The 15,871-nt window shown below is 36.7% G+C and carries 19 protein-coding genes; 10 read left to right on the top strand and 9 right to left on the bottom strand.

Annotated features, from left to right (window positions below; genetic code table 11):
• Positions 1 to 8 precede the first annotated feature (8 nt).
• The 3 genes from ACQKOF_RS19595 to ACQKOF_RS19605 form a co-directional block, all read right to left on the bottom strand.
• The gene (locus tag ACQKOF_RS19595) at positions 9 to 272 is read right to left on the bottom strand and encodes a PTS sugar transporter subunit IIB (protein ID WP_427560637.1); all 264 of its coding nucleotides are present in this window, start codon (positions 270 to 272) and stop codon (positions 9 to 11) included.
• Positions 273 to 277: 5 nt separating this feature from the next.
• Positions 278 to 727: a PTS sugar transporter subunit IIA gene (locus tag ACQKOF_RS19600; protein ID WP_427560640.1), complete on the bottom strand. Its 450-nt coding sequence runs from the start codon at positions 725 to 727 to the stop codon at positions 278 to 280.
• A 79-nt stretch (positions 728 to 806) separates the two neighbouring features.
• Entirely contained in the window at positions 807 to 1,703 is an 897-nt protein-coding gene (locus ACQKOF_RS19605) for a LysR family transcriptional regulator (protein WP_427560643.1), read from the bottom strand.
• Between the two features lie 137 nt (positions 1,704 to 1,840).
• On the opposite strand from ACQKOF_RS19605, the gene ACQKOF_RS19610 reads away from it, so the two are divergent.
• The 9 genes from ACQKOF_RS19610 to ACQKOF_RS19650 all read left to right on the top strand — a co-directional run bounded on the left by ACQKOF_RS19610 (position 1,841) and on the right by ACQKOF_RS19650 (position 10,473).
• On the top strand, positions 1,841 to 2,806 hold the full coding sequence (locus tag ACQKOF_RS19610; RefSeq protein ID WP_427560646.1) for an ABC transporter ATP-binding protein: 966 nt from the start codon (positions 1,841 to 1,843) through the stop codon (positions 2,804 to 2,806).
• On the top strand, positions 2,803 to 3,828 hold the full coding sequence (locus tag ACQKOF_RS19615; RefSeq protein ID WP_427560649.1) for an ABC transporter substrate-binding protein: 1,026 nt from the start codon (positions 2,803 to 2,805) through the stop codon (positions 3,826 to 3,828). The genes ACQKOF_RS19610 and ACQKOF_RS19615 overlap by 4 nt, the downstream gene beginning before the upstream one ends.
• Before the next feature lie 60 nt (positions 3,829 to 3,888).
• Entirely contained in the window at positions 3,889 to 5,550 is a 1,662-nt protein-coding gene (locus ACQKOF_RS19620) for an ABC transporter permease (protein ID WP_427560652.1), read from the top strand.
• On the top strand, positions 5,543 to 6,637 hold the full coding sequence (locus ACQKOF_RS19625) for an MBL fold metallo-hydrolase (RefSeq protein WP_427560655.1): 1,095 nt from the start codon (positions 5,543 to 5,545) through the stop codon (positions 6,635 to 6,637). Before ACQKOF_RS19620 ends, ACQKOF_RS19625 begins: the two co-directional genes overlap by 8 nt.
• Positions 6,634 to 6,849, top strand: coding sequence for a hypothetical protein (locus ACQKOF_RS19630; RefSeq protein ID WP_427560657.1), 216 nt, complete (start codon positions 6,634 to 6,636; stop codon positions 6,847 to 6,849). The genes ACQKOF_RS19625 and ACQKOF_RS19630 overlap by 4 nt, the downstream gene beginning before the upstream one ends.
• Before the next feature lie 57 nt (positions 6,850 to 6,906).
• The gene (locus ACQKOF_RS19635) at positions 6,907 to 7,431 is read left to right on the top strand and encodes a hypothetical protein (protein WP_427560659.1); all 525 of its coding nucleotides are present in this window, start codon (positions 6,907 to 6,909) and stop codon (positions 7,429 to 7,431) included.
• 229 nt (positions 7,432 to 7,660) lie between these two features.
• Positions 7,661 to 8,986, top strand: a complete 1,326-nt coding sequence (locus ACQKOF_RS19640; RefSeq protein ID WP_427560799.1) for a M48 family metallopeptidase — start codon at positions 7,661 to 7,663, stop codon at positions 8,984 to 8,986.
• Positions 8,987 to 9,099: 113 nt separating this feature from the next.
• Positions 9,100 to 9,915 carry a YitT family protein gene (locus tag ACQKOF_RS19645; RefSeq protein ID WP_427560662.1) on the top strand — a complete coding sequence of 272 codons (816 nt, stop codon included), beginning with the start codon at positions 9,100 to 9,102 and terminating at the stop codon, positions 9,913 to 9,915.
• A gap of 183 nt (positions 9,916 to 10,098) precedes the next feature.
• Complete coding sequence (locus ACQKOF_RS19650; protein WP_427560665.1) at positions 10,099 to 10,473, top strand: MmcQ/YjbR family DNA-binding protein; 375 nt, start codon at positions 10,099 to 10,101, stop codon at positions 10,471 to 10,473.
• A 211-nt stretch (positions 10,474 to 10,684) separates the two neighbouring features.
• On the opposite strand, the gene ACQKOF_RS19655 is transcribed toward ACQKOF_RS19650, so the two are convergent.
• From ACQKOF_RS19655 to ACQKOF_RS19680, 6 genes are all read right to left on the bottom strand, one after another.
• Entirely contained in the window at positions 10,685 to 11,026 is a 342-nt protein-coding gene (locus tag ACQKOF_RS19655) for a GIY-YIG nuclease family protein (RefSeq protein WP_427560667.1), read from the bottom strand.
• Positions 11,027 to 11,042: 16 nt separating this feature from the next.
• Positions 11,043 to 11,798: a DUF2087 domain-containing protein gene (locus tag ACQKOF_RS19660; protein WP_427560670.1), complete on the bottom strand. Its 756-nt coding sequence runs from the start codon at positions 11,796 to 11,798 to the stop codon at positions 11,043 to 11,045.
• Positions 11,799 to 11,923: 125 nt separating this feature from the next.
• Positions 11,924 to 12,799: an ABC transporter permease gene (locus ACQKOF_RS19665; RefSeq protein WP_427560673.1), complete on the bottom strand. Its 876-nt coding sequence runs from the start codon at positions 12,797 to 12,799 to the stop codon at positions 11,924 to 11,926.
• Positions 12,799 to 13,719: an ABC transporter ATP-binding protein gene (locus ACQKOF_RS19670; RefSeq protein WP_427560676.1), complete on the bottom strand. Its 921-nt coding sequence runs from the start codon at positions 13,717 to 13,719 to the stop codon at positions 12,799 to 12,801. The genes ACQKOF_RS19665 and ACQKOF_RS19670 overlap by 1 nt, the downstream gene beginning before the upstream one ends.
• Before the next feature lie 6 nt (positions 13,720 to 13,725).
• A complete protein-coding gene (locus tag ACQKOF_RS19675; protein WP_427560678.1) occupies positions 13,726 to 14,133 on the bottom strand; it encodes a DUF3021 domain-containing protein in 408 nt (135 codons plus the stop codon).
• A gap of 1 nt (position 14,134) precedes the next feature.
• On the bottom strand, positions 14,135 to 14,584 hold the full coding sequence (locus ACQKOF_RS19680; protein WP_427560681.1) for a LytTR family DNA-binding domain-containing protein: 450 nt from the start codon (positions 14,582 to 14,584) through the stop codon (positions 14,135 to 14,137).
• A gap of 224 nt (positions 14,585 to 14,808) precedes the next feature.
• Between ACQKOF_RS19680 and ACQKOF_RS19685 the strand changes: the two genes are divergently transcribed.
• Positions 14,809 to 15,837, top strand: a complete 1,029-nt coding sequence (locus tag ACQKOF_RS19685; protein ID WP_427560683.1) for an AbrB family transcriptional regulator — start codon at positions 14,809 to 14,811, stop codon at positions 15,835 to 15,837.
• Positions 15,838 to 15,871: the final 34 nt, after the last annotated feature.

A 15,871-nucleotide genomic window follows, 5' to 3' on the forward strand; every position in this document is an offset into this window, starting at 1 on the left:
TCAATCCTTTAAAACAGTGGATTAAGCTTTAATTTAATTTCAGAAATACTCATCATATTAACAATACTAACGATATGACCTCTCTCTTCGGGCAATTGATTGACAATATCTTCTGCGCCAATATAAATATCCGCTTTCTCTGTCTTGGCAGATGCTAAATCTGTATGAGTTACTTCTGCAACTTTTCCAAGTTCAGTTAATGCTTTTTTTACATTCAATTCCATAATAAAACTACTGCCTAAGCCATTCCCGCACACTACTAAAATCTTCATTAAGATTACTCCTTTGCCACAAATTGTTGAATTTTTTTGATAATATCGTCTTTATGCTGGCAGGCGATGATGCTGTCTATTTGATTGGGTTCTTGCAAAATCTTTGTTAAGTCAACTAATGCTTGCAGATGCGACGCACTATCGGTCGCAGCTAAGATAATAATTAAGAAAACTGGCTTTTCTGGTCCAAAAAAAACAGGTTTTTGTAAGCTTAATAAGCTTATGGCTAGCTCATTGACTCCTTCTGTGTGCCGTGCATGTGGAATTGCTACTTTGGGTGTAATGACTACATAAGGTCCGTGTTTTTCAATGGAATGAATCATGGACTCAATATAGCGTTTTTCGATTTTATTGTGCTTTAATAGTGGACTTGCAGCTAAATGAATAGCTTCCTGCCAAGTGTTTACAAAATTTGCAAGTTGTATAGTATCTTTTGTCAGTAACTCAGTTAGCAAGTACAACCCTCCCTTCATAGGGATAAACATTCCCCATTCCATGTTATTATTGTCGACTATGGAATTATGTCATAAGAGGCTATTTTTTTAATTGTTTGGCTAAATCATAAATTGCAGTTTTTACAAACGCATCCATCTTGCTATCTAGACGAGATTTAGGATAAATAAGTTGAATCTTTCTATTAAGTGTCACATCGTGTAAGTCTCTTTTGATCAAAAGTCCTGATTTTAACTCATCTTCTATCAGGGCAACTGACAAAAATGCAATTGTTTTTCCGAAAGTAAGCATTTTCTTAATAGTGCTGACAGAATCTAGCTCAATCGTATAAATGGATGGGTGAAATGGGTTCATCCATTTTTCTATAAAATGATTCGTTGAACTTGAGGATGTATGCAATAATACTTTGTTTTTTAGGACATCTGCTTTTATGATGTCCTTTTTTGCTGCAAGCTCATGGGTAGGACTCAATGCTAATACAAGGGAATCTTCGCCGATTGTTTCGTATATTAGAGACGAATTTTCTTGTTTTGTTTCCATAATTAGCCCGAAATCTAATTCTTGAAGAGCTACCTTTTGTTCAATTTCAGGCGCTGTTTTTACTTCTAGCGATATTCGAATGTCTGGGTAAGCTGTTGAAACTAGATGAATAATATCCGGCATAAAAATATGTGCAGGTAGCCCGCTTGCGCCAAGACGAACGGAGCCAATATTACCCGCCAAAAGATTTTCGACAAAGCGATTCATGTCTTTTTGTAGCTGTACAATTTGGCGAGCATAATGATAGAGCCCTTCTCCCGCTTCTGTTAAACGGTATCCACCTGCATTTGTCCGAAATAAACGGATGCCATATTCCTCTTCAATGGAACGAATATGAAAGGATACTGTCGGCGCTGTAAGACCTAGCGCTTTGGCAACAGGAGCTAATTTTTTAAATTCTACGAGTAGGCAAAATGCCTGTAACTTCATGTTATTCATTTTATCCTCCTAAAGTAAATTAGAAAAAATCTTTGTTTTGCTTTAGTTTATTAGATTTTTTTTAACGAGATATTAATAGTAGATTAATATTTTCTAAATATCTGGAATTTATAGTTGTAATTAACGAGGAGGATATGATGAAAATCTCATTAACGAATATCGAAAAAAAATATGGACAGTCTCATGCGTTATGGCCCATCAATGTGGAGCTGGATAGCAAGTTCATTACCATCTTAGGACAATCAGGCTGTGGTAAAACAACGTTATTGAAAGTATTGGCAGGTCTTGAACAACCGACAAATGGAGAAATCCGTTTTGATGACACAATTATTTATTCATCCAAACTCCATAAAAATGTAAAACCAAATAAGCGAAATATGGCAATGGTTTTTCAAGATTTTGCATTATGGCCTCATATGACTATTTTCCAAAACATTGCTTTTGGCCTGAAGGATATTGTTTCAAAGTCAGACATTCCGGCTCGAGTGGAGCATGTTATGCGATTGGTGAAAATGGAGGGTTTTGAAAAACGAAAGCCAGGGGAGCTATCGGGAGGACAGCAGCAACGAGTAGCACTTGCGAGGGCACTAGCGACAAATCCACAGCTTATTTTGTTTGATGAACCACTATCAGCGCTCGACGCAGTACTAAGAGAAAAAATGCAAAATGAAATCATGCATATTATTAACGAGTTAGATTGTCAGGCAATTTTTGTCACACATGATCAAACAGAGGCAATGGCAATGTCAGATCAAATTATCGTGATGGAGGCAGGAAGAATTGCACAAGTAGGAACACCAGAAGAAATTTATCACGCTCCAGCAACACCGTATGTAGCAGATTTTATCGGCAAAGTGAACTGGTTTGATAAAGGTAATTATATTGTGCGACCTGAAGGAATTTCCAGACTACGACGCCCAGGTACAATTGCAAAACAAGCGATGATTGTAAAAAGTACCTTTGTTGGTGATCGTTATTTAGTGCAAGCACAGGTAGAAGGTAAGCACTGGAGCTTTTACGAAGCAGAACCGATAGAACATGGCAAACAGCTTGAAGTTTTTATTGATGAAAAACAAATATATCAATTGGAGGGTTACCATTGAAAAAACGAGGGTTAAAACTATTTGCTACAGCTGGGATTCTTTTAACATTAGCATTAGCGGGCTGTGGAAATAAAGAGGTAGAGAAGAATGATAAAGCAAGTTCAACCGCAAAAGAAGAACAAACTTTAACGGTATACTCTGCTGGTCCAGATGGTTTAGCAGCGAATATTCAACAAGCATTTGAAGAGAAAACGGGCATAAAAATAGAGATGTTCCAAGGAACAACAGGCAAAATATTATCGCGTTTAGAAGCGGAAAAAAATAACCCTGTAGCTGACGTTGTCGTACTAGCCTCTGTCGCTTCAATGGATGGCTTAAAGGAAACAGATCAACTTCAAAGCTATAAAGACGCTGATAATACCAAGAAAATCAATAGCGATTGGTCAGATGCAGAAGGTTATTACTATGGTTACAGTGCCTCAGCATTAGGAATTGCTTATAATACGAAAAATACGCAACAGGTTCCGGCAGAATGGACAGATTTAGCAAAAGCTGAATGGCAAAATAAAATTAATATACCAGATCCTAGCTTGTCAGGCTCTGCTGTAGACTTCCTATTCGGATATACAGAAGCTGAAAAAACAGCCTGGACTACGATGGAGAAGTGGAAGGAAAATGGTTTACAGGTGAATGGTGCTAATAAGGAAGCGTTAGATGCTGTTATTACTGGTGACAAAAATGCCACAATTTCAGGAGTAGATTACATGGCCTATAAAGCAAAAGCTGATGGTGAGCCAGTAGAAATTATTTATCCAAAAAGCGGGACAGTTGTCAGTCCGCGAGCTGTTGGTATTTTAAAGGATGCAAAAAACGTAGAAAGTGCAAAAGCGTACGTTGATTTTTTACTGTCAGATGAAGGGCAAAAGCTTGTAGCAAATGCCTACTTACTACCAGGCAACAAAGATATACCTGTTAAGGATCGTGCAGCCTTAGATGAAATTCCTCAGCTAAACGTGAATTGGAAAGGTGCAGAAGCGAAGCAGCTTGAAGTATTAACTAAATTCAATGATATTTTTCGTTAAGTAGTTAGGGGAGGTTTTTTAGCCTCCTTGAAGTTTTTCTAGGAAAGGATTGAATCATCAATGATTATGGAAGGCAGACGAACTTTTGGATTTTTACTGACACTTGTCGTCACGTTTGCTATCGCACCGTTAATTGCCATTGCATTTTATACGTTTATGAAAGATGGGCAATTAGATGTTTCGCAGATTAACAGAATGTTTGGCAATGCAAGAATGTGGCAAACGCTTGGAAACTCTGTATTATTAGGGGGTTTAGTTGTTTTAGGGACTACGATTGTAGCATTCCCAATGGCGTTAATAAGAACGAAAACAAGCTTATATAAATACGATTGGCTAGATATTATTTTAACCATTCCATTTATGACACCTCCGTATATTGGCTCCATGGGATGGATATTGTTCATGCAAAATAATGGCTTTCTCCAACAGCTATTTCCAAGTGCTGCTTGGATGACTGAATCGTTCTTCACTTTATTTGGAATGGTCATGATTATGAGCCTGCATCTTTTTCCTTTTTTATATTTAATGCTGAAAAATACGCTATTAAGAATCAATGGCTCCTTTCTAGATGCTGCATTAATTTTTGGACGAAGCTCTTGGAGAAATTGGATGAAAATAGTCCTGCCTTTAGTAGTTTCTAGCTATGTTCTAGGGAGCTTGCTAATTTTCATCAAAACGCTAGCTGAATTTGGAACACCTGCTACGTTTGGTAGTCGAATTGGCTTTCAAGTATTTACAACGGAGATTCACTCTTACCTTTCAAGATGGCCAGTAGATATTAGTATGGCGACATCACTGTCATTATTTTTACTATCAGTTTGTCTCGTTATCTGGTATTTCCAAAATCTTATTGGACGAAAATATACATATAGTGTGCTATCTGGAAAAACACCAGCTATTCGCGAGATCGAAGATAAATGGTATGTCAAGTTCGGTTCATGGCTCTTTGTGGGAATCATCATTTTGTTATCAATCGGTATTCCTTACTTCTCAATTATTGTGACATCTTTGCAGAAAGTAAGGGGAGATGGTTTGCAGGCAGGGAATTTTAGCTTTGCTTCCTACCAGGAAGTGTTTACAAGTGGAAGTGCTGGATTGTCAGCATTTTTAAATAGTGTTGTTTTCTCCATAATCACAGCTGTCGTTACAGCAATTATTGGCTTGTTCATTGCCTTATACATTAAAAAGGGAGAAACGAAAAAGCAGCAAGTATTAGATTTCTTTAGTTTAATGCCTAATATTATTCCTGGAATTGTCTTTGTAGTTGGGTTAATCATGTTTTGGAATGCACCGTGGCTACCAGCGACTATCTATAACACAAAGACAATGGTTGTAGTCACGTATTGTGTACTTTTTTTACCATATTCCGTGCAATATACAAAGTCCTCTTTATCACAATTAGATTCTTCGATATTCCAATCAGCCGCTATTTTTGGGCGAAGTAGCTGGGCGGTTTATCGACATATCATTATTCCATTATTAATGCAGGGGATTCTTGCTGGAATGATGATGACGTTTATTATCTCGATGCGTGAGCTTGTCGCTGGATTACTCATTTTGCCTCCTTCAGTAGAGACTGGCGCAACATTTATTTACAGTCAATTTGAACAAGGAAATGTTGGTGTAGGAATGGCTGTAGCGGTGATTACAGTCGTCATGACCGTTATTTTTATGTTTCTATTAGATTGGCTACAAAAACGGGGAGGACATGCGGATGCTTAATGTAGAAATTTTAGGTGGGGTTGGTGAGTATGGCCGTAACTGCTTTTTCATTGAAAATAATGGACATGCTATTTTACTCGATTGCGGAGTGATGAACAATCGACAGAAGACTCCTCCTAATTTAACACAAGCTCATGTGGCAAAGCTTGATGCAGTGTTTATTTCCCATTCACATACAGATCATGTAGGTGCTATTCCTTTACTTGAGCAATGGGGATACACAGGGCCGATCATTATGAGTAAAATGACTGCGCAGCAATTAAAACCGTCTTTTCAACATACAAGAACCTTTCAACCAGAATCAATCGGAGAGTGGATAGTTGTTAGTAAATGTCTTGCCTTTCAATGGGGCTACAGTGGGCATTTAATAGGAAGCGTTTGGTTTAAGATTCGTTTTTTTGAGGAGGTGATATTTTACTCTGGCGATTATGTTGTGGATTCCTATTTGTTAAAAGCAACACTACCGATAGAGGACGGGACTGTTTATGATCTAGCCATTATGGATAGCGGCCATGTTGAGAAGCGCATTAATAATATAGAAGTATTGCAGCAAATGACGGAATATATCAATGCAAATCCAGGCTGCCCGATCATTTTCCCATCTTCTTTCTCAGGAAAAACAGCAGATATTGCTACTTATCTTTTTCAGCATACAACAAGAGCGATACGTGTAGATTATGATTTGTTGTCGTTATTTGATAATTGTTATGAGTCATTTGAAAATTTATTGTCTACCAAAACAATTTTGCAAGAGTTTAAACTAGAATGTTTGACAAAGATAAGAGAAAGTGAAAACTTCATTTATTTTGTACCTGAGCGTAATGAAGCTAAATTAATGAAACTACTTCACAAAAAGCCAACAGCTATGGTTATCTTTACGGGATATTGGAATAAAGGAAAATATAGAATTCAATTTTCCGAAAATCAACATAAGGAATTTTTTTATAAAACGCATCCAGATTATGATGATATCATTGCACTTTCTAAGAAAATACATGCACATAAGACAATCTATTTTCATAGTTCATTAACGAATAGAGAAACGACTATCTTGCAATTACTACAAAATGAGGAGGAAATAACATGAAGAAATGGGTACTGAATTTTTGTTTAATCGGTATTGTACTTGTTAGCATCATTGGATTTGATTCTACACAAGCTAAAGCAGCAATCGAGCCAGGGAATGAAATTAAATTCAATATTAAATCTGAGCTTTTCACTGAATCGGATATTTTTAATGTTTTCCAAGCCACAAAAAAAGATGAAGTAAAGATTTATTTCTTTGATACTCCGAATTAAGTTTTTCTAAATGAGGATTATATCAACCGTTTACGTGTCTACAAAGGAAGCAATAAAATGGATATCACCTATAAAAAGAGATTTTCAAATACACCTCTGGATGAAGCAATTGCTATTACAGAAAATCATGGCTTCACTGGAGCAGAGTCTAACTATAAATTTGAAACGGATGTTAAGGGTGACAATCGTACGTTCACCATAAGTCGTAAAGAATCATTAAAGACTACATCTAAAGTTTCCTATGATGCAGTGGATACAAATGCGGCAAAAAAATTAATATTAGAAAATGTTCCGAAGAAAATTTTAAATTGGGATTCTGAAGCATGGTATCAAAACACATTATCCGAAGCTGTCGTATATGGTCCTGCAAAGGCAACAACATATAAAGGAAGCTTTGCGGGCTATGCGGCGGATATTGAAGTTTGGCAATATCAAGGAGAGATTATGGTAGAGCTATCAACGAAAGAGGATGATGCATTAAAGGCTGCTATTATAGAAAAAGAATGGCATGATCGATTAGAATTAGCTGGTTATTTAAGTGAAGATCAACGTGGCAAAACAGCATTTGTAATGGATAAGTAATAAAAAATATTCTTTGAAATTCGCGTCACTTCTAGGAATAGCGAACAAGCCGTGGTGCTTTAGCATCTACATGGCTTGTTACGCGTTTGGAGAAGTAGAGCGAATTTTTCTTTTTGGTGTGAAGTAGAATAGAAGGTAAATAAAACAAAGAAAAATTTGTTCTAACTTTTTCATTTTAGCTTACACTTACTATAGGACGAACTTAGTGTTGAACAAGGGAGGAAATGACATAGCGAAAAAAATGGGAATTGTCGCGCTACTTTTATTCGGTGTTTATGTGCTGTGTATGTATTGGTATATATTCCACAGCGGTGGTGGTACAATACCACGAGCGATGCAGGGGACAGCTGCAGATCCAGTGATGTTTATGTCTGAAAAAGAACTATACTTAAGCGGTGAATATTCTAAAATACGGAACTTCCTATTCTTTGTTGCTACACCTTTGGAATGGTTAATCTATTTCATGATATTAATTATGGGCGTATCACGTTATTTCGAAAAGGTAGCAACATCACAAACAAAATGGAAGCTGTTACAAAATGCAAGTTACTTATTCTTATTATCACTATTACTATATGTTGTACTATTTCCACTCGATTATTATCGTTACACTTTAAGTAAAACCTACGGAATTAGTACACAAGGGTTTTCTTCATGGATGCGAGATGGCATTATTGATTTTTGGGTCAACTTTGGTATGAGTTTAATTATCGTGTCTGTCCTATATTGGCTCATCAAAAAAAGTGCCAAAAGATGGTGGTTATATGCATGGTTTCTAACGATTCCATTTACAATATTTGTGATGTTTATTCAACCTGTAGTTATTGATCCTTTATATAATGATTTTTATCCGCTAAAAAATAAAGAGCTAGAGACGAAAATCCTGTCAATTGCTGCACAGGCAAATATACCAGCAGAACATGTATATGAAGTCAATATGGCAGAAAAAACAAATGCCTTAAATGCCTATGTAACGGGTATTGGCAGTAATTCGAGAATTGTGTTATGGGATACAACCTTAAATCGTTTAACAGATAATGAAATATTATTTATCATGGCACATGAAATGGGACACTATGTTGAGAAGCATATTTATTTTGGCATTGCTGGGTATCTTCTGTTGACATTGCTAGGATTATGGCTGACGGCGAAATGTTTGAGGTGGTTCATTGGACGTTACGGACAGGTATTAAAAATTAAAAAAATCGGTGATATAGGCTCTTATCCATTGTTTTTACTCATAACATCTGTTTTATTATTTGCTTCAAGCCCTCTGTCGAATTATATTTCAAGGTATCAGGAAAATAGAGCCGATCAATATGCGATTTCACTAACGGGTGATCGAGAGTCTGCAGTTACTGCATTCCAAAAGCTAACGATATCTGGTTTAAGTGAGGTAAATCCACAGTTACTCATAAAGTGGTTCCGTTATACACATCCGCCAATGCTTGAACGTATTTATAAGGTAGCGGATAAAGTAGAAGAGAATAAAGAGGAGCCATTAAAAGAAGTGCCGTTAAAAGAGGAGCAGAAAAAAGAACATCAGAAGAAATAAATACCGTTCTTTTAACTGCAGTAGAGCAATACTCCAGGTTTTTTGAACGAATAAGTTGGGTATTCTAAGGGAAAGAAGTACAAAACTCGTTCATTAATGATAGGGGAAATGTTATGAGTAATATTGTCATTATTACACTTTCATCGATATTAGTCGCCTTTGCCTACAATTTTTTGTTAATTCCACATGAGATTTTAAGTGGGGGATTAAGCGGGATTGCCATCATGCTTGGTATTATTACACCCTTGAATACGGGAGTTTTAAATTTACTATTGAATTTGCCGTTGCTTATTATAGGGGTTATGAAATTAGGGAAGCGTTTCATTAGCTATACCATTCTTTCAGTAGTTGTCTTGTCGGTAAGCTTGTATATTATTCCGATTTATAAAGCTACACAAGAGCCAATTCTTGCCTCGTTATTTGGTGGTGTTATTGTGGGCGTAGGGATGGGCATGATTTTTCGTGCGGCAGGTTCCTCTGGAGGTTTTGATATTATAGCGATGCTGTTAAGCCGCAAACGAGATTTTCCACTTGGTACATTAATCTCTGCGATGAATGGTATCGTTGTAGCTATCTCTGGATTCGTGTTTAGTTGGGATGCGGCATTACTGACGCTCGTATCAATTTATGCTACAGGGAAGGTTGTCGACACCATTCATACGAGTCATATTAAATTGACACTGATGATTATTACGAGCAAGGGCGAGGAAGTGAAACAGCAGCTACTGAAAAAACTTCATAGAGGAGTAACTATTATGGATGCGAAGGGTGCTTATTCAGGAGAAGGGCGAAAAGTTTTAATTACCGTCATTACACGCTATCAGCTTGCTGAAGTTAAAGGTATGATCAAGGAAACAGATGCCAAAGCCTTTGTCAATATATTGCAAACTACCGAGGTCATTGGCATGTTTGATAGAGGCGTAAAATAAAGGGTGTCCTGTAATAACGCGTTTCGTGTGGCTAACGCTGCACTTTCGCACAAAATAACCATATTTCAAAGCGGCTCATCGGGTAATTTAAAATAAATAATTATTTCCACAACACACGTTGTTGATTATAATAAATATAATCGAACGTGTGTTTTTAATTTTCAGAGAAAATGGGGTTAAATAATGAACAAAGAAACAATTCATGCATACTGTCTAAAGCTTCGTGGAACAACGTATGATTACAAAGAAGAATGGCAAGCGGATCGCTATCATATTGGTGGTAAAATGTATGGGATGATGGGCGGAGATGGTGCTGGAAGACCAGTACTTACTTTGAAATGTGAACCTAATCGAGCTGAAGAGTTGAGAGAAGCCTATGAAGGTATTATTCCGGGCTATTATATGAATAAAACACATTGGAATTCAATCTATATGGATACAGATGACGTGCCTATTGATTTAGTTAAGAATTTAATCAAACATTCGTATGAGCTAGTTTTCGGAAAGCTAACAAAAAAAGCTCAGCAGGAAATTAATTTAATGGAAGAAATGAAGTGAGAGAACAAGTAGGGTGACCCCGCGCAAAGAAGTAGGGGCAGGCCGGCGAAGAAATACTCAGGTGCAACTGATATTTGCTCTACCAGCGAAAAGGAATACCTGAAAGCAGTGAATTCCCATACGAAATAACACAATATATGAAATTAAAAAAGAATCTGCAAATTTCTCCAGCTTAATCGCGGAGAAAACAGATTCTTTTTTTCGGTGTTATCTAGTTATATCCACGTTCAGCAAATGGCTGAAGTTTGTCGAGCCATTTTTGTTCTAGCTTTTCTAGCTCTTTTTTGGCATCGAAATAGCCCTCTTCTTTTTTCTTCAAATATTCCACAACTTCAATATCGAAGGCATCCTTTCCGAATGTGTTGTAATCGGCTTGTAGCTTTTTATTAGTATGTGTATTTGTTTTTAATGAAAATTGAAAGCCGTTTAAGCGTTTTAAATTATTGAAGCTACCAACAAACGCTTTACCATTTTGTTTATTGGTCATTGTAAAAACACCAGCTTCGATTTTTATTTCTTTATACATTTCCTTTAATTCTTTTTTATGGTCCATTGGAAACCCTGCTTTCTTATTTTTTTATCCAGTAAGCACTGCCATCCTCTTGTCGATCCATGAAGCCGTATTCGATTAAATAGCGACGTATTTGCACATAATCCTCATATATCGGTTGAATCACTTCGTTTAATTCTTTTTCTGAATACTGTTTTGTTTCATCGAAAAGTTTTGTGATTGCACGGAGTATCACAATTTTATGCTTTTCACGTTTTGGGAAGCGGACAAGCACTTTGCCAATACCGTTTGGAAAGTACTTTTCAAGCAATTGCTGTTCTTCAGAAATCGTAATATTATAGCGATCGTCGACCATCGTAGCCGTTTTGTGAATAGGTACAAAGCTGTCTTCCTTTTGATTCTGTTCTTTTAATAGCTCCATCATCGCAAGAAATGTTTTCGCTTGACGTTCCTTTTCTTTAAGGGTAAAGCGATGATGACGTATCGTTGTTGCACTACCAATTTCCAGTTCCTCTTTAATCTCTTGATCGGTTTTTCCCTCATAAAATAAGCGTAAAATATGACTTTGATGATCAGTTAGTCCTGTCATTTTTTTATTTAGGCCATTTAAATAATGAAATACAGATTGATGTGCAGCAGTAATATGATGTTGCATGAATTTTTCTGCCTCGTAGAGAACGCCTTCATGTGGATAAATAATACCCTTTTCAATCTTTTCCCCGCAAAGCAAACAAGTGAAATGTGTTGTTTCATCATTGTAGCCTTTTTTTATGTCATGAATCGAAGCTTGCCAAAATAATTCATTTACATCCATTGGAAGTCCTCCTGTAAAACGCAAACGATTATTCGTTTTGTTTGCTTATATATTATTAAAATAACAAATTGTTTAAATAAAATCAATAAAAAACACATTGTTTTATAAACGATGTGCGAAAGTGTTTATTTATTTTTCTTGTTAAAAAAAATGATAGATAAGATTGCTAGCACAATAATTGTGACGATAATAATGACAATGCTAGTTGAGATACTTAGTATATTTCCATGAAGGTCATAGACAATACCATACATTTTTTTATATTCTTCCACCTTTGAAGCAGGCGCACCTTCGAAAACCTTGGAAATTGAGCTCTCCATAAAGGCATTGCGTAATAGTAAAGTTGTATGGCTAATAGGGAAATACATAATAATATTTTGAGCAAAACTTGGAAGTACACCAACAGGTACATAAACACCACATAAGAAACCGAGTGCTGTACCGAAGATTGTACTGAGCGTTGAAAATGAATGTTGGCTGTTAGCAAGTAACACAAGGAAGAGATTAAAAACACTGGCAAGTAACACTGATAAAAATAGTAAGCCTACTACTTTTAAGAAATCTCCAAAGCTTAGTAGCTCACCGCCAGTTGATACGATAAAAATTTCACAGCCAATAAGGGCGATAAAGGAAAAGATACAGCCAATGAAAAAGGCATTTAATACATAGCTAAATTGAATGGTTGCTCGCGAGATAGGGGCCGTGAGAAAATCAGCTTGCGCTTTCGATTCAAGATCCCTTACAGCAATGCCGTACGCAGCAAGTGTAGTAGAAACAGTGATCATAGAGAGTAAACCAGCGACGATCCACTCATTGACCATTGTGACCAATTCTGGAGTAGCCTTTGTCACTTCTTCAATGGCATTTACTTGCGTTTTTTGAAGAAATACTGCGTAAAGGACAATGACGATAATGACAGAAAGAAGCGAGTAAAAGACTTGCATTTTATCACGTCTAAAAACCTTGTTATTTCGTTTTACTAAGCTAAATAATGCTTCCATTAAGTTGCACCTTCCTCGGCCATAATATGAAGAAAGACATCATCCATAGTACTTTTGATTACTTCAAACGAAGCAATAAGCGGCTCCGCATTTTTTAATAGCGCTAAAGCATGAAGTGTCGATTCGACTCGGATGGAAAAAATACCTAGCTTTTCTGTATAGGAGATGGCATTTTCCTCGAGCCACTGTATCCCTTCAGAACTATTATGAAAAGCAAGTGCCATTGAATCATAGGCGTATTTAGTTTTAAGTGCATCTGGTGTGCCTTCAGCAACAATTTCTCCTTCTTTTAAGACGATGACTTGATGAGCAACTGCCGCTTCTTCCATATAATGCGTTGTTAAAAAAACAGTCATGTTTGTTTCGAGCTGAAGCTGCTTAATCGCTTGCCAAACGAATTGACGCGTTTGTGGATCAAGCCCAGTTGTCGGTTCATCTAAAAACAATATTTTCGGTCGATGGATAAGGGCTCGAGCGATATCAGCGCGCCTTTTTTGACCACCTGATAAAGTCCCGTATTTGCTTTTTTCTATATCAGCTAAATGTAAATATGTTGAAACGAATTGATAATTTTCGGCCAATTGTTTTTTCGATAAGCCATATGTTTTACCACGGTGAATTATATTTTCCCGCACCGTTAATCGTTCATCTAATAAACTTTGTTGGAATACGACACCAATGGATTTTCGAATTTCCGCATTGTCATTGCTTGCATCAAGTGTATAGCCATTAACTTTTACAGTACCGCTTGATTTTTTTAATAATGTACAGAGTATTTCAATGGTCGTTGATTTCCCTGCACCATTTGTACCTAAAAAGGCGAAGAGGAAGCCTTGTTCAACCGTAAATGAAATACCCTTTACGGCATGTTGATCGCCATATTGCTTACATAGATTTTCAACTTGTATAGCAAAGGTCATATTGTTTTATTCCTTTCTTTTTCGAATTTCTTGATTGATTTTTGCAATATCATTTTTTTGAAGTACATAAATAATGCACCAAGCGATAAAGAAAATAATAGCTTCACTTATAAAAATATATGTAATGCTTGAATGTTCAAACCAACGCCCGAAATAGCCTGCAATCATGACACACACCGTAACTGCAATTACATGTAGAATAAACTGAGTAATAAAAGGTAAACGTTCAATATCATAGATGATGGACAGTAGACCTATTACAACTCCAAGTATGGCGGCGATGATAATTTGTTCAAGTAATTCCGACCCTGACACCACAGCGTTATTAGATAGGACACTTAATGTTACTAAGACGTAGGAAGAGCTTAGTGATATGAGTAGACCGATCGTCATCATACGTATAATTTTTTTCATATTATGAGTCCCTCCCAATACCTAAGTGTTGTTTTAGTTCTTTTAAATATTTTCGGCTAACATGGACGGACACATCATTTTCTAAAAGCAGTTCTGTTGTACCGATTGTACCCATTTGAATAGAGGCAATTTTGTTAATGTTGACGAGTGTCGATTTGCTGACTCGGGCAAAGTCTTTCGCCAATTGTGCTTCTAGCTCATATAATTTACGCTTCGTTTCGAATTCTTGTTCCTCCGTCTGCAAAAATACTTTTGCACCCTCTGCGTAAATGGAGTAAATATCCGAAATTTTTAGCATATGAATTTCCTGCTGAAAATAGCCATCTAGCATTGTTGTTTGTGAAGTTTGTAGCTGCTTCATCAGTCGTTCAATTTGCTCGGTGTATTCCTTTGCATGTATATGAACCTCAGTTTCTTCTAGCTCACTATTGATTGTTAAATGAATTTTCATTGGAGGCCTCCTTTACATATCTCCGCTATGGAGAATCACTCAATCAGGTAATAATAATGTAGCATAGAAAATTTTGGCTTGGAGAAAATATTGGATAAGAGGTTAAATTTTATAAATAACAGGTTCAATTTTAACGATATACGACTTTGTAAAAAAGTAAGGAAGTAGAAAAATAGGCAGGTTCACGGCATAATAGAATGATACAGTCACGAGGGGTTGCTTCTATGTTTATTTTTGACAAGCACATGTTTATTACGTTATGTATTGGTTTAACAGGTGCGATTTTATTTAATGTATTACATATTCCAATGCCGTGGTTACTTGGAGCTATAGCAGCGGTGCTAATGGTTCAGTTATCGACAAAGGTACAATTGAAATGGCATAAATATTTTCGTAATTTTGGTTTAATCGTTGCGGGGTATTCCATTGGTTTTGCGTTTACACCAGAAGCGGTGCAGGATATTAAACAATTTATTGGAAGTATGATTGTTTTAAACGTATTATTTATTGTATTGTTTTTTGGTGTTAGTTATTTAGTAGCAAAACGTGCTGATTTAGATTTTGCGACTGCGTTGACATGCTGTGTACCTGGTGGAATGTCACAGGTTGTTGCCTTTGCCGAGGAGCAAGGGGATATGGATATGGTCGTAATTACGTTCTTCCAAATTTTAAGGGTGCTTTTAATTGTCGGCTTTGTGCCATTAATGGTGTCTGGATCTGGGGGAACTGGTGTAGTCGTCAACGGAGCGTATTCATGGAACTTAATAGGATTACTTGCTGTGTGTGGAGTAGCGGGTTGGCTGGCGCAAAAGGCAAAGATTCCGACAGGTTATATGCTTGGTCCAGTGTTTTTATTGATGGGCATAAATATAGCGGGGATTGATGTACCGAAATTGCCATTGTCACTACTTCATATCGCGCAACTAATGCTTGGGATTTACATTGGACTTTTATTGAAAAAAGACGATCTACATTTATCGAAGAAGCATGTATTTTACGCTTTTGTATCGGCAGGTATCTTTATTGGCGCAGCTTATGGCTTAACATTTGTCATGCAGAGTTTTTACAGCCTTGATTTTCAAACTGGCTTTCTAAGCATCGTACCAGGCGGTCTTGATCAAATGGGGATTATCGCCGCTTCCGTGCATGCAAAGGTCACAATCGTTACCGCATTTCAGCTATTCCGCGTACTGGTCGTATCCGTTTTCCTTGTTCCGTTTGTTAAAATGTTTGTGAAAAAAGTGAAAACATAGAGATGTAGGTGGATTTCACCGGTTTTTTTAGTGA

Origin of the sequence: Lysinibacillus sp. NPDC093190, from assembly GCF_050280425.1 — a bacterium.
Classification (GTDB): Bacteria; Bacillota; Bacilli; order Bacillales_A; family Planococcaceae; genus Lysinibacillus.

Bases quoted from the DNA above. Each gene is read 5' to 3' on its own strand.
- ACQKOF_RS19595 (WP_427560637.1), bottom strand. From the start codon at position 272: ATGAAGATTTTAGTAGTGTGCGGGAATGGCTTAGGCAGTAGTTTTATT.
- ACQKOF_RS19605 (WP_427560643.1), bottom strand. From the start codon at position 1,703: ATGAATAACATGAAGTTACAGGCATTTTGCCTACTCGTAGAATTTAAA.
- ACQKOF_RS19610 (WP_427560646.1), top strand. From the start codon at position 1,841: ATGAAAATCTCATTAACGAATATCGAAAAAAAATATGGACAGTCTCAT.
- ACQKOF_RS19620 (WP_427560652.1), top strand. From the start codon at position 3,889: ATGATTATGGAAGGCAGACGAACTTTTGGATTTTTACTGACACTTGTC.
- ACQKOF_RS19625 (WP_427560655.1), top strand. From the start codon at position 5,543: ATGCTTAATGTAGAAATTTTAGGTGGGGTTGGTGAGTATGGCCGTAAC.
- ACQKOF_RS19630 (WP_427560657.1), top strand. From the start codon at position 6,634: ATGAAGAAATGGGTACTGAATTTTTGTTTAATCGGTATTGTACTTGTT.
- ACQKOF_RS19635 (WP_427560659.1), top strand. From the start codon at position 6,907: ATGGATATCACCTATAAAAAGAGATTTTCAAATACACCTCTGGATGAA.
- ACQKOF_RS19645 (WP_427560662.1), top strand. From the start codon at position 9,100: ATGAGTAATATTGTCATTATTACACTTTCATCGATATTAGTCGCCTTT.
- ACQKOF_RS19650 (WP_427560665.1), top strand. From the start codon at position 10,099: ATGAACAAAGAAACAATTCATGCATACTGTCTAAAGCTTCGTGGAACA.
- ACQKOF_RS19655 (WP_427560667.1), bottom strand. From the start codon at position 11,026: ATGGACCATAAAAAAGAATTAAAGGAAATGTATAAAGAAATAAAAATC.
- ACQKOF_RS19660 (WP_427560670.1), bottom strand. From the start codon at position 11,798: ATGGATGTAAATGAATTATTTTGGCAAGCTTCGATTCATGACATAAAA.
- ACQKOF_RS19665 (WP_427560673.1), bottom strand. From the start codon at position 12,799: ATGGAAGCATTATTTAGCTTAGTAAAACGAAATAACAAGGTTTTTAGA.
- ACQKOF_RS19670 (WP_427560676.1), bottom strand. From the start codon at position 13,719: ATGACCTTTGCTATACAAGTTGAAAATCTATGTAAGCAATATGGCGAT.
- ACQKOF_RS19675 (WP_427560678.1), bottom strand. From the start codon at position 14,133: ATGAAAAAAATTATACGTATGATGACGATCGGTCTACTCATATCACTA.
- ACQKOF_RS19680 (WP_427560681.1), bottom strand. From the start codon at position 14,584: ATGAAAATTCATTTAACAATCAATAGTGAGCTAGAAGAAACTGAGGTT.
- ACQKOF_RS19685 (WP_427560683.1), top strand. From the start codon at position 14,809: ATGTTTATTTTTGACAAGCACATGTTTATTACGTTATGTATTGGTTTA.